We start from the raw sequence: 13,238 nt of genomic DNA, 5'->3' as shown, positions 1-13,238 counted from the left end.
CTACATTCAAATCTTTTTTAAAACCGGTATATTTCCGAGATTATCAAGCGGAAATCACCGTTCTGTTGCCAACGATTGTAAGCCTTGCCTCGTCCAAAACGGATCCGATCTGATTGATTTGGACACCGTCGGCGTTGGGCCTTGCGTTCCGTTAGACTGGTGTATCAGCGAAATTATGTAACCTGCCATGACAAACGAGGCATTTGTGATGAATACCACTTTCCACAGCACCAGAGGCACCTCCGAACAATTGACCAGCCGTCAGGCCATCCGCCAGGGGCTTGCCGACGATGGCGGGCTGTTCGTCACCGACGACCTCGGCAAACAAAAGGTCGATGTCGCCACTTTGGTCGGCAAATCCTATCAGGATATGGCACGCACGGTCTTGGGCGCTCTGCTGCCAGACTTTTCGGCTTCCGAACTTGACGAATGCGTAAGCGCCGCTTATGGCTCCCAGTGGCTCGACAGCGCCATCACCCCACTGAAACCGTTGGGCGACGATTACATCCTCGAGCTCTTCAACGGCCCGACCAGCGCCTTCAAGGACGTGGCGTTGCAGATCCTCCCGCAATTCATGGCACGTACTAGCTCTGCCGAATCCTCAACGAATGAAAAGGTGATGGTGCTCACCGCCACTTCCGGCGACACTGGCAAAGCGGCGCTCGCGGGGTTCGCCGACACCCCCGGAACCGGCATCACCGTATTCTACCCCGAAGGCAAGGTCAGTGAGATCCAGCGCCTGCAGATGACCACCCAGACCGGCTCGAACGTCAATGTCTGCGCGGTCAAGGGCAATTTCGACGACGCGCAAACCGCCGTCAAACGCATCTTCGGCGACAAGGATCTGGCCACGAAACTTGAAGCCGGCAACAGCGTCTCACTCTCCTCCGCCAATTCCATCAACGTCGGACGGCTCGTGCCGCAGGTCGTCTATTACTTCTCGGCTTACACGCAATTGGTCGAACGCGGTGTCATCAAGATCGGCGACGAGGTCGGGTTCATCGTTCCCACCGGCAATTTCGGCGACATCCTCGCCGGCTACTACGCCAAGAAGCTCGGGCTGCCGGTCGGCGGGCTCACCGTGGCCAGCGACCGCAACAACGTGCTCTTCGACTTCCTGACCACCGGCACCTACAACCGCGAGCGCCCCTTCTACGAGACCACCTCACCGTCCATGGACATCCTCGTTTCCTCGAATCTCGAACGCATGTTGTATTACATGTCTGACGGCGATACCAAGCTTATTCGCGGTCTGATGGACGATTTGCAGGACAAGGGCTCGTTTACAATTCCCGAAGCTCTTCTGAAACGGATCCGCGGACTCTTCTCCTGCGGCTGGGCTGATGAGGACCAAGTCAGCCAGGCCATCACCGATTGCTGGAACGCCAACCACTACGTCATCGACCCGCACACCGCTTGCGGCTACCATGCGCTGGCGCAGATGCCTCGCGAAACCGTGACGCCCCGAGTGCTGCTAAGCACCGCCAGCCCCTACAAGTTCCCACGCGTGGTCGGCAAGGCGCTTGGCCTCGACACCACCGGCACCGACTTCGATTGCATGGACCGGCTCTCTGAAGCCACCGGCACCACTGCTCCCAAGAACCTGCGTGGCTTGGAGCACGCCGCCGAACGTTTCACCGATGTCATCTCCATCGACGAGATGCCCGGCTATGCCAGGAACGCATCACAACAACTCTGAGGTTTTGGGATTGAAATGAGAAGGGGCTTGCAGATGACTTATCCGGTCATCGTAAGCCCCTTCTTCGGTGTTCGACGATTTACAATTCCTTATGCTCGTAGACACGAACGGAAAGCAGGAACGAGCAGACGCAGACCACGATGGCGACCAGAATGGCGATAATCGCGGCCCAGGGCACAATACCAAGTTTCGCCGTCATCATCCATTTCAGCATGCGAGTGCGCATGTCATCCGACATGATTTTCCCAATGAGGAATACCGCGAAGAACAGCAAGCCCAGTATCGCAAAACTCCAGCCCATGGCCTTGGTGACCGCAAACTTGTAGAAAATCGGAATCACCACACTGCCAAGGAATAGAGCAACGCCGAACACGCCCAATCCCAATCCAGCGAACAACGACACAGAAGGCTCATCATGATGGAACAAGATGAGCAGGCAGAGCACGCCCTCAATGGCAGTGATGGCATCAGCCACAAAGCTCAGGGCAAACCGTGCAAAAACCTGATTGAGCCTTGATACGGGCACAATGCCATTCATGCTGGTATTGCCCGTTGTCTCCTCATTGCTGAACACCATCATGGAGGAGAAAGCGGCGTACAAGGCGCAAATAGCAGTCACTGCTCCAGCCGCTCCAAAGGTTATGGCTTCATCATCGACAATGAAACCGATAAGAGTAAACGCCAACGGAACCAGTGCCAGAATCCATACCGACCCTTCTCCGGAAGCCGCCAGGCGCAGGTAATCGAGACGCATCGATCGTTTGATTTGTTTGGTATCCATGCTCTTCATCGCGCGCTGCTCCCTTCTCCGCGACGCCGAGGACCAGCGGCACGGCCGTTGGTCAATCGGATGATGTCATCGATGCTTACCGGCTCGACATGCAGACCGGGATTGGCTTGCACCAGACCCGCGATTTGCTCCGCATGCACCAAAGCGTCGAAACCTGTGAGATAGCTGCGGACGCCCACGGCTACGGAGCTGACAGCATCAAGCTCGTCCGGACCTCCCTTGACCAGCCTGAAGGCGTCGTCGAACTCGTCTTTGGAACCGGTGAAATACAGCTTGCCCTGCGTGATATAGGTGATCAGGTCGGCGGCATGCTCGAGATCACTGGTGATATGCGTGCTGAACAGCACGCTGTGCTGCCCGTCCTCAATGTAGCGTTGCAGGATGTCCATCAGGTCATCGCGCGCCAATACATCGAGACCGCTGGTCGGCTCGTCCAAAATCAGCAATTTGGCGTCATGGCTCAGGGCCGCAGCGAGCATGAGCTTCATCTGCATGCCATGGGAAAGATCCTTGACCTTCTTTTTCGTATCGATGCCGAACTGCTCGAGATAGTCCGCGAACAACGCGTGATTCCATGTCGGATACGCCGCGGCCATGGATTCCTCGGCCATTTTGACCGTCCAGTACGTCGAAAAGTAGCTGGAATCGAACACAACTCCGAGCTGTTCCTTGACCTTTACCTCGTCGGTAATGTTGTCGACGCCGAGCACGCTGATCGAACCGTCATCGCAGTGGATCATATTGAGGATGAGCTTGATGAGCGTCGATTTGCCGGCGCCGTTGGGTCCGATGAGACCCATGATGTAGCCCATCGGCAGGTCAAACGTCACTGGACCCAAGCCGAAACCGGAACCGTAGCGTTTCGCCACGTCAGTGACGCTCAACGCCATGGGCTGGGTGTCACCGCCGACACTGACGTTCTCGTCGCCCCGTCTGATTGTTGTAGGTGATGACTGTGCCATCATCGTTTCCTTTCCTGTTCACCGATGAACCGATACAGTTTCAGAAACCTTCATTGGCAATTGAATGAGAGATGATTGGCAAACGTCCTGCAGTATCAGTGCGTCCACACATTTCATTCCTGCCAGCGAATCTCACTTGGCTTTCTTGTACTCAGTCTCGAGCATATCCATCAGGTCAATGAGCGGGATGTCGGCCGCTTTCGCAGCCACTCCCACCTGCCGCAAAGCGTTGCGTACCTGGCCGGTGAGCTCCTTCTTCATCCGCTCATCGCCCTTTTCCGCGACGAACGAACCTTTGCCCTGCACATTGACGATGATGCCCTCATCAGCCAGTTCGTTATAGGCACGAGTGACGGTGAGCACGGAGATGCGCAGCTCGCGTGCCAGCTTGCGCAGGCTCGGCAGCGCTTCCCCGCTCTTGAGCTCGCCGTTCAACACGGCCTCGCGAATCTGGCGTTTGATTTGCTCGTAAATCGGTTCTCCGGACACGGATGAGATGATCAGTTTCATCTATGCCCCTTTCTTTGCTGATCAGTGTCCAGCAGAATTCCTGAGTTTCCTCAACAGTTCTACTGTTAAGTAGAACTATATAACAGTTTCATTCACTGTGCAAGTCTGTTATATAACAGTATGTTTTCTTTTGGAAATACTTGCATATAAGCGTTTACTCCGATATCGCCGATATTGGATTCACCAATCCGATAATCCGATGCCATTTCAAAGAACCTTCGGCGCATTGGCAAAGTCATCAATGACTCCATCCGCAATCTCTGTGATAGTCGGCCTATCCTCCAATGAATAGTTGTCTTCCATCGCCCATACGTGCATGCCAGCGGTTTTCGCAGCTTTCACCGCCACCAGCAGATCCTCGAACACGGTGCAATTCTTAGCCGCCACTCCCAGCCGTGACGCTGCAACGAGATATACCTCCGAGCTGTGCTTGCTTCTTGCGTCGGTATCCTCCACACTGACCACCACATCGAAGAACTTCCGAATGCCCACATGTTCCATGCCAACCTCACGTACCTGCGGCGAAAGCGAAGTCGCCACTGCCAGACGTGCGCCACTCGACTTGAGATAATCGAGATATTCCACCGCATGCGGTTTGGCCTCGACGGTGGTGCCATACGCCTCAAGCACCATCGAATCCCACAGCTTGGCCAGCTCGGCGGGAGTGTCACGCAGACCATACCGCTCGATGGTGTAGCGGGCCACTTCGTCGGGACGCATCGCGTTGACGATGCCCATATAATCGTCCGTCAAAGGGATATTGCGGCTACGGAAGAAGTCGACGTCGACCTGATGCCATACGTCCATCGAATCAAGCAACGTCCCATCCAAATCAAAGATGGCTGCTTTGCCTTCGTTCGTCTTCATACTCCTCCTGACGTTAGTCGCTGGTGGTCGGGGCATACAATGTTCGGGACGCTCCTTGGCCGCTCGGCCGTGTCTTACGCCCGAACATCGCATGCCCCGACCACCAGCTAATGCTAAAAGAAACCGACTTAACTCACTTGCGCAAAGATACAGCCTGAAGCGAATAATTTATATTCGAAACGCAACCATCAAACTTAGGAGTTGGGGGCTCCGATAAACTTTCTCGGGCGTAGGCTTGGCCGAACGGCCTTGAGTGTCCCGTGAAAGTTTATCGGAACCCCCAACGGCCAACGCAATATCGCAAGTTGACAAACCAAACTATAGCTTACTGGAGGCCAGAAGCTCTTGAGCATGACTTAGGGACGTGGCGGATTCGCTGCCGGAGAGCATTCTGGCAATCTCATGGACTCGGGCATCGCCGGTGACCTCATTGACTGTGGTCTCGATTGGCGCCTTTGAGCCAGAGCCTTGGGTACTGCCTTTGCTGACCACGAACTGGGTATCGGCCCAGGAGGCGACCTGGGCCAGGTGGGTGACCACGATGACCTGCGAGGTTCGGGAGAGCCTGGCGATGCGCTTGCCCAGCTCGACGGCGGCTTTGCCACCTACTCCGGCGTCGACCTCATCGAAGATGAACGTCATGTCGCTTGACCCGGAAGTCCGCTTTTCGGCCACAGCCAACTCCAGCGCCAGCATGAGCCGACTCAGTTCACCGCCGGATGCGCTTTTGCCCATTGGCAGTTGCGGCGAGCCCGGGAATGGCGTGAACAGGAATTCGATGTCATCAATGCCGTTGACATCCAACGGCCAGGTCGAGGCAGAGCTGCCAGACTCATCGTCGTGGACGGTGTTCTGTTGGTTCGTGGATGAGGCATCGCGCCGAACCACGCGAATCTCCAAGCCGGCCCCGGCCATGGCCAAAGCCGAAAGCTCCTTGGTGACCGTGCCCGCCAACGCCTTCGCCGCAAGTTTGCGTTTCTTACTTAACGCATCGGCTGCTTTCATGGCATCGTCAAAAGCCTGTTGACGTTGCGCCTTGAGCTCCTCCACCTTTTCCGGCGAGGCGTCCAGGTCCTCGACCTCAAACGCCGCCTTGTCACGCCACGCGATGACGTCCTCAAGCGTCGGCCCCCAGCGGCGGGTGAGCTCGTCAAGCTCATGGATGCGCGAGTTGATGGCATCCAGTCCTTCGGCGTCCTCGTCGGTGTCCACCTCGTTGGAAAGCGTGAAGATGATGTCGGAAAGGTCGGCGTTCAGCGATTCCAAACGGTCCGCGGCCTGCTCGAACGATCCGCCGACATGGATGGCGCGCAACGCCGCGATGGCGTGGTTGATCGCCTCCGAGGCACCCAACCCATCGCTGTCGGCATCAACCTGCGCGGTATCCAGAGCGGAAAGCGCAGAACCCACACCCTGCGCGATCTCCGCGGCATTCTCAACACGGGAGCGTTTCTCCTTGAGCTCGTCATCCTCGCCGGGTTTGGGATCGACCTTGTTGATCTGCTCGATGGACTCGCGCAGATAATCGGCGCGCTGCCGGGCCGAAGCCTCCTGGTTGGTGAGGTTGTGCAACCGCTCGTCCATCGCCTGCAACTTCTCCCAAGCCGCACGATAAGCTTCCCTTTCGGCTTGGTCATCAGCCGCCATATCGAGGAACTCACGCTGCCGTGCCGGCGAGGCGAGGCGCAACTGGTCTGCCTGGCCGTGGATCGTCACCAATTCGCCGGCGACATTGCCCAGCACGTTCCGGGGCACGCTGTGACCGCACAGCACGGCCCGCGAACGCCCGGATGCGGGAACGGTACGCGAAAGAAAAAGCTCCTGTCTGCCGCTTTCGTCCGAATCCGTGCCAGCCGCGTCTCCGTCTTCGTCCAACACACCGGCGTCACGGGCCAACCCGGCTGCCTTGCCGGAAGCATCCACATCGAAAATGCCTTGGGCCCAAGCGGCGTCCGCGCCTGACGCGACACGGCCCACGCCTGCAGTCGCGCCGGAAATGAGCCGTATCGCGCTTAAGAGCATGGATTTACCGGCTCCCGTCTCGCCTGTAATCGCCGTCATACCTTTGCCTGGAGCCAGCACCGCAGAGCGAATCGGCCCCAAGTTACGAACTTCCAGTTCCTCAAGCATGGATCTCACCTTTCAGACGCGCCTTGAGAACGTTCCTTGTCCTCATTGGCGATCATGTGCTCCCGTTTGCGTTCCTCGAGCAGCGAGCGCTGGCGCAGACTCACGCTCGGCAGGTTGAATTTCGTGACCAGACGGTTGGTGAACGGCACACCTGAGAGACTGGCCAACCGCAACGAATGCGAGGAAAGGCGGACGGTGGTGCGGGAGCCATATTCCAACTTCATCTTCCTCCTGCCGTCGCAGCAGATCCATCCGGCCGTCAACGAATCGGGAAGCACATCGACGGAGAAGCTGGAATGTTCGCCGATGACCATAGGGCGCGTGAACAGGGCATGCGCGGCAAGCGGTATCAGTTGCAGCGCTTGGACGTCCGGCCAGATGATCGGCCCGCCAGCCGAGAAAGCGTATGCCGTCGACCCTGTGGGCGTCGAAACGATGACGCCATCGCAACTGAACGAGCTGGCCTCCACCCCGTCGACCCCCACGGACAACTCGATCATGTGGTCACGTTCCTCCTGTTGGACGGTGATGTCGTTCAACGCCCAATCGTTGAGCGTTCTCTTTCCATCCGGCGAGGTCACGCAAACGCTCGCCAGCCGGCGCTCGTCAATGGAATAGTCGCGGTCGGCCACCCGCGCAATGGCTTCGCTCAATTGGAAGCTCTCGAATTCGGCAAGGAAGCCGACATGGCCCAGATTGACGCCGAGAATGGGGATTCCGGTGTCATGCACCAATTCGGCGGCACCGAGGATCGTGCCGTCTCCTCCCAGCACCACCACGATCTCGGTGTCAGCGGTGACGACGGGCGAAGGCTCTCCGAATTTCGGAGGCTGAAGGCTATCTACGACACGGACGGTGAAACCGGCATGTTGCAGCTGCTCAACCGCCTCGCGCACCAGAAGACTGGTTTCGCGCAGCCGGGCGTGGGTGACCACGACCGCGTGTCGATTCCCGCTCATGCCTGCCTCTTTCGTCTCGATGATATATATCGACGCTTTACCCATATCCTAACCGGATAGTGCCTACAACAACGAGCTTACTCCGAAAACCACACGGAACAGTGAATCCATGACGTTTCGGTTTTCCGTTGGAACTGGCGGACAACCACGTGGACATCAATGTCGAGCATTCCGAGAAAATCCGGAAATCTTGACCACAAATCTTGAGAAATATCAAGAAATCTTGATTTATTCATTGTTTTCATCAGCTGATTTCCCATTTGGCCACAAAATCCGATAGAAAGAAAACAAGACGATGCGGCAGGGCATCGCCGGAGACAACAAAGAGGATGAGGACGCGCGCAAGGAGGCGGCATGAATCTCAACACCTTTGGCGGCTATATCAAGGACGGCGATTACGACGTCATCATCACCCACGGCAACGCCGTGCTCTCCGAGCGCGCTATTTTCGACACTTTGGTGGTCGAAGGAATCTTGCAGACAGGAACCTGCCAAGGCAGACGAATCGTGCTCGAGGGCGGCATGCTCAGCTCTTCGTCGGGCATCATCGCCGATTCTATATCCGGGCACGGCAGCGTCCACGCCGCCACTTCGCTGCGTGCCGCCCAAATCGATTTCACCGGCGACCTGGCCAGCGACCGGCTCCTGTCCGCCACCGGACGAATCCGCGTGAAAGGCTCGGTCGAAGCACAGGTGTTTCGCGCCCAAGATGCCAACGTCACCGGACATATCCGCGTACAGGACCATCTCGAGGCCGAGCGCATCGAAGTGTCGCGGTTGCACACCGCGATGTTCGAACGGTTCGGCATGGATGAGTACCTCAAACCCAACGAGATACAGGGCATCGAGGCGCGAACGGTGACGCTTCGCAACACCGTGTGCGGCGACATCACCGCCGACACCGTGCGCCTGGCCGGCAACAGCCACGCACAAAAAGTCAAGTATGACAACGATTTGAGACTTGACAGGACTTCCAGCGTGACCGTCATCGAGCACCGTTGGAAGGAGGACGAGGATGATGAGCCTCAGCGCAAGGTCGCATAGAGCAGGTATTCCGCGTTGCCGTGGGTGCCCTGTATCGGCGATGGACAGGTGGACACCACCTTGAGGCCATTGGCCTGCGCGCAGTCGCATACGGTTTTCAGGGCGGACTCGCGTAACGCGAGGTCCTCGACCACACCGTTCTTACCGAGATGTCCTTTGCCTACTTCGAATTGCGGTTTGACCAGCAACACGATGTCGGCGGGTGTCGCCGCGATCTTGGCGATGACCGGAATCACGTAGGTCAGTGAGATGAACGACACATCGGAGACGATGAGGGAAGGACGGTATGGCAGATCCTCGGCCGCGACATCGCGGATGTTGACGCCACTCATCTCGATGATGCGTGGGTCGGCGACGATGCGCGGATCAAGCTGGCCATGCCCCACGTCGAGGGCGATGACCTTGGCCGCGCCATGCCGGAGCAACACGTCGCAGAAGCCGCCGGTGGACGCGCCGATGTCCAGGCATCGCAAGCCCTTCGGCGTCGGCAGACCAACATCCGCGAACCGTCCGAAAGCACCAAGCAGCTTGTAGGCGCCACGGGAGACGTAATCGTCGCCTTTATCAACAGAGACATCAGCGCCGGATTCGACGTTGAAGGACGATTTGGAGGCAAGCCGGCCATCGACACTCACCTTGCCGGAGCGGATAAGCCGCTGCGCCTGGGTACGGCTGCGCGCCAGACCCGTAGAAGCCATGTAAGCGTCCAGACGCATTTCAGCCACCTTTTTGGGAACTTGAAAACCAGCTTGTTAAATCTGCTGCTGGTTCAGCTCATCATGAAGGCTGCCCAGCACATTCCTGAACGCCTCGATTTTCTGTCCGTCGTCCATATCCGCGAAACCACGGAGCTGGGGATAACGCTCACGCAAGTCCTCAGCGGAAGTGGCGTCGTGTCCTGCTGCAACCGCCGAATCGTCCATATCCGCTTGACGGTCGTTTTCATAGTCGGAAGCCATTTCAGGACTCCTGCAGTTGGAATTCTGGAAGCCTTAGCGAGGCCGTATCCACCTTGCCGCCATCGGCAAGGCTCCAAAGCAGATTGCACGCGGCCCGCAACGCGTTGATGTCATGGACGTCGCTGACACGGACCTCGTCACCTGCAAGCTCGGCGGTGGCGTTCTCGCATCGCCATTCGGTATCGGAAACCCGGACCAACTGTGGCATCGCCACATGCAGGTCACGCAGATCACGTGAGATGTAGGTCGGGCGCAGATGGGCCGGGGCCAGCATCAGCTGCTCGGGGTCGGCCACGCCAGTGAGAACGACCAGCGAATCGTAGCCACCGCGGTTGCCCGCCTCGATGTCCGTGTCAAGCCTGTCGCCGATGGCCAGGCAACGGTCCTTGGGGACCAACGTGGCACCGTCGTGCGAGGCCAGAAGACGCGCCTCGTCATACATGGCGGCTTCCGGTTTTCCGGCGGAGGCGACCGGTTCGACGCCGGTGGCCGTGATGACGGCCTGGATCAGCGAGCCGCTACCGGGAGCGATGCCCAGTTCCCGCGGAATCGTCAGATCCCGGTTCGTCACGAAGTATTGCGCGCCGCGCTCCACGGCGTACGAGGCGTTCGCGAGCTCGTTCCAGCCGACCTCGGGATACCAGCCCTGCACTACTGCGGCCGGATTGTCCTCAACACGATCAACGACGACAAGCCCCTGCTTTTCCAGTTCCTCACGCAGATGTCCGGCGCCGACGATGAGCACTTTCGCGCCTTTCGGCACGGCACGTGCCACCATGCGGGCGGCCACAACCGATGAGGTGATGATCTGCCATGGCTCGACCTCAAGGCCGAAGCCCTGAAGCTGGTCGGCCACGGTCTGCTGGTAGCGCGAGGAATTGTTGGTGGTGTATTCCACCGTCATCCCGGCCTGCTGGGCCTTGGTGATGGCCTCGCTGGCGTAATCCACCGGGTTCTTGCCCCGGTAGACCACGCCGTCGAGATCCAGCAATGCGAGCCCGTAGGCCTGCTCGATTGGTTGTTCGGTTGCCTTGAGCACTGTTTGTATTACTCCTCTTCGCCGGACTCGTCTTTTTCGTCCGCGACTTCCTGCTTCACCGCGGGGTCGTCCGAATCCTCGGCGCCCTCGGTGGTTTCCTCCGCGGACAACTCGTTCTCGTCGTCATCTGCGTCGCCTTCGGTCTCGGCCTCGTCGTCCTCGCCGACTTCGCCTTGCGCCTCTTGGTCAGCCTCGGAATCCTCGGACTCATCGGATTCACCGGACTCATCGACGACTTCCATGCTGTCTGCATTTTCCTTGGCGGTGGCTTCGGCGCTTTCCTGGGCTTCCAGGGTCTGCGGGTCGAGCGCGGACTGGGACTGGTCATCAAGATTGGCGTCCGTATCCAGTTCCTCACCTAACGCCTCGTCCGAATCGGTACCGTCGTCATCGGAATGATCCTCATCAGACTCATCTGAATCTTCGTCGTCGCCATCGGAGTTTTCGGAATCGGAATCACGGTCGTAATCGTCGTCATCCTCATAGGGATCGGGCGCATACTGGGCGTCGTCTTCGGTGATGCCGAGCTCTTCCATCATGTCGTCGGGCAGGCGTTCGAGATCGTAATCGATGACCACCTCGTCAGCGTCCTCGTCGTCCTCATCCTCATCGGCGTACTTGTTCTCAAGCGCCTCGATGGTGGTGTCGAGGTCGGCGGCCTCGTCTCCATGGCCGGATTCCTCAAGGAAGTACTGCTCGGCCTGCAGCGCACGCATGCGGTAGGCACCGGGAAGGCCCTTGGTGTCCGCCAGCTTGCTGACCACATCGACGGCCTTGTCCCAAAGCCCCAAGTCGCCGAGTGCGCCGGCATAGACCAGGAACATCTCGGCCTTGGATTCGCCGGTGAGCGCCTTGGCGTCGTCGGACATCGCCATCTCGATGGCGCGCTTCGGGTTGCCGAGGCCGCGTTCGCAATCGGCGATGAACGGCAGGTAATCGTTGTAGCCATTCATGCGGTGCGCGGTACGGAACTCCTTCAGCGCGGTCTTGTAGTCACCCTGACGGTAAGCTATGAACGCCAGCGTCTCGCGCGAGAAATCGATGCGTGAGGCCTGATGTGCCACCCATTCGGCGTGGTCACGCGCGGCCTTCGGGTCGCTTTCCTCAAGCGCATAGGCGGCGAGGATGTGCAGTCCAATGTTCTCGGCGTGCTCCTTGGAAAGCCCCCTCAGACGTTCCTTCTCGTCCTTGGAAAGCATCGACCATTCCATGCCCTTGGGCATGCGCGGCTCGCCAGGACGGCGGTCGGTATACGGGTTCTGCGAGGGGAACGAGACCGTGCCATCTGAATTGCGGCGCGGGCCGTTGTGCATGTATTCCTCACGGCCGTCATTGTGGAAGCCGCCACGGCGGTCGTCACGTCGATCATCGCGACGGTCGTTGTAGCCCTTGTAGCCGCCACGATCGCCGTCTCGCCGATCATCACGGTGGAAGTCACGACGGTCGTTGCCGCGGGAGTTGTAGCCGCCCCTGCGGTCGTCGTTGCGATGGAAGTCACGGCGATCGCCATCACGACGGTCGTTGCCGCGGTAGCCGCCACGACGATCGTCGTCATGCCCGCGATAGCCGCCGGAACGGTAGCCGCCACGACGGTCATCATTGCGATGGAAGTCCCTACGGTCATCCCCGCCGCGGTAACCCCCGCGCCTGTCATCGTCGTGTCCGCGGTAACCGCCTTTGTGGAAGTCCCTGCGGTCGCCGTCTTTGTGGAAATCGCGCCTGTCGTCATCGCGACGGAAGTTCCTGCGGTCGCCGTCACCACGGTATCCGCCACGCTCACCGTCACGATGGAAGTCACGGTGACCACCATTGCCGCGGTAACCCCCGCGCCTGTCGTCGTCACGCCCACGATAGCCACCGGAACGGTAGCCTCCGCGATGGTCATCGTTGCGATGGAAGTCCCTACGGTCGCCATCGCCGCGATAGCCGCCACGTTCGCCATCACGATGGAAATCACGACGATCCCCGTCACCGTGTCCGCGGTAACCGCCGCTACGTTCGCCGTCACGATGGAAGTCGCGGTGCCCGCCGTTGCCGCGGTAGCCGCCGCGCCTATCGTCGTCATGTCCACGGTATCCGCCGTGGCCACCCTTGTGGAAACCTCCGCCGCGATTGTTGCCGCGATACCCGCCGTGACCCCTGTAGCCGCCACTGGGACGGGACGAACCGTGACCGTATGAATTGCCGTCGCGGTTGCCGCGCTGTTCTTCTGCCATATGCTTTACCTTTGCTTTTCTTTTGCCGTTTCGCGCTACCAGCGTGACATCCAAATATTGTTA

12 protein-coding genes are annotated in these 13,238 nt (G+C 58.7%); 2 read left to right on the top strand and 10 right to left on the bottom strand.

What is annotated here, in order from left to right; translation table 11 throughout:
• Positions 1-208 precede the first annotated feature (208 nt).
• Complete coding sequence (gene thrC / locus OZX73_RS04090) at positions 209-1,699, top strand: threonine synthase (RefSeq protein ID WP_277147798.1); 1,491 nt, start codon at positions 209-211, stop codon at positions 1,697-1,699.
• 79 nt (positions 1,700-1,778) lie between these two features.
• Here the strand turns inward: thrC and OZX73_RS04085 are convergent, their stop codons facing one another.
• From OZX73_RS04085 to OZX73_RS04060, 6 genes are all read right to left on the bottom strand, one after another.
• A complete protein-coding gene (locus OZX73_RS04085) occupies positions 1,779-2,489 on the bottom strand; it encodes an ABC-2 transporter permease (protein WP_277147796.1) in 711 nt (236 codons plus the stop codon).
• Entirely contained in the window at positions 2,486-3,379 is an 894-nt protein-coding gene (locus OZX73_RS04080) for an ABC transporter ATP-binding protein (RefSeq protein WP_277150923.1), read from the bottom strand. The genes OZX73_RS04085 and OZX73_RS04080 overlap by 4 nt, the downstream gene beginning before the upstream one ends.
• A gap of 204 nt (positions 3,380-3,583) precedes the next feature.
• Positions 3,584-3,961 carry a GntR family transcriptional regulator gene (locus OZX73_RS04075; RefSeq protein ID WP_277147794.1) on the bottom strand — a complete coding sequence of 126 codons (378 nt, stop codon included), beginning with the start codon at positions 3,959-3,961 and terminating at the stop codon, positions 3,584-3,586.
• A gap of 207 nt (positions 3,962-4,168) precedes the next feature.
• Positions 4,169-4,828 (bottom strand): HAD family phosphatase, encoded by a 660-nt coding sequence (locus OZX73_RS04070; RefSeq protein ID WP_277147792.1) that lies wholly within the window; start codon positions 4,826-4,828, stop codon positions 4,169-4,171.
• Between the two features lie 318 nt (positions 4,829-5,146).
• Positions 5,147-6,958: a DNA repair protein RecN gene (recN, locus tag OZX73_RS04065; RefSeq protein ID WP_277147790.1), complete on the bottom strand. Its 1,812-nt coding sequence runs from the start codon at positions 6,956-6,958 to the stop codon at positions 5,147-5,149.
• A gap of 5 nt (positions 6,959-6,963) precedes the next feature.
• Positions 6,964-7,917 carry an NAD kinase gene (locus tag OZX73_RS04060; RefSeq protein ID WP_277147788.1) on the bottom strand — a complete coding sequence of 318 codons (954 nt, stop codon included), beginning with the start codon at positions 7,915-7,917 and terminating at the stop codon, positions 6,964-6,966.
• A gap of 354 nt (positions 7,918-8,271) precedes the next feature.
• Here OZX73_RS04060 and OZX73_RS04055 point away from each other — a divergent pair, with 354 nt between their 5' ends.
• The gene (locus OZX73_RS04055) at positions 8,272-8,961 is read left to right on the top strand and encodes a hypothetical protein (RefSeq protein WP_277147786.1); all 690 of its coding nucleotides are present in this window, start codon (positions 8,272-8,274) and stop codon (positions 8,959-8,961) included.
• Here OZX73_RS04055 and OZX73_RS04050 read toward each other — a convergent pair.
• Genes OZX73_RS04050 through OZX73_RS04035 form a run of 4 tightly spaced genes read right to left on the bottom strand, consistent with a single transcriptional unit; the run spans position 8,943 to position 13,175 of the window.
• Positions 8,943-9,677 (bottom strand): TlyA family RNA methyltransferase, encoded by a 735-nt coding sequence (locus OZX73_RS04050; RefSeq protein WP_277147784.1) that lies wholly within the window; start codon positions 9,675-9,677, stop codon positions 8,943-8,945. The genes OZX73_RS04055 and OZX73_RS04050 overlap by 19 nt on opposite strands.
• 36 nt (positions 9,678-9,713) lie before the next feature.
• Positions 9,714-9,920: a hypothetical protein gene (locus OZX73_RS04045; protein ID WP_277147782.1), complete on the bottom strand. Its 207-nt coding sequence runs from the start codon at positions 9,918-9,920 to the stop codon at positions 9,714-9,716.
• A 1-nt stretch (position 9,921) separates the two neighbouring features.
• Positions 9,922-10,968 carry an HAD-IIA family hydrolase gene (locus OZX73_RS04040; protein ID WP_277150922.1) on the bottom strand — a complete coding sequence of 349 codons (1,047 nt, stop codon included), beginning with the start codon at positions 10,966-10,968 and terminating at the stop codon, positions 9,922-9,924.
• Complete coding sequence (locus tag OZX73_RS04035; protein WP_277147780.1) at positions 10,968-13,175, bottom strand: helicase; 2,208 nt, start codon at positions 13,173-13,175, stop codon at positions 10,968-10,970. The genes OZX73_RS04040 and OZX73_RS04035 overlap by 1 nt, the downstream gene beginning before the upstream one ends.
• Positions 13,176-13,238: the final 63 nt, after the last annotated feature.

Source organism: Bifidobacterium sp. ESL0775 (assembly GCF_029395475.1).
Taxonomy (GTDB): domain Bacteria; phylum Actinomycetota; class Actinomycetes; order Actinomycetales; family Bifidobacteriaceae; genus Bifidobacterium.
Note: the sequence above shows the minus strand (reverse complement) of the source record. Positions and strands in the feature narration are given on the sequence as shown.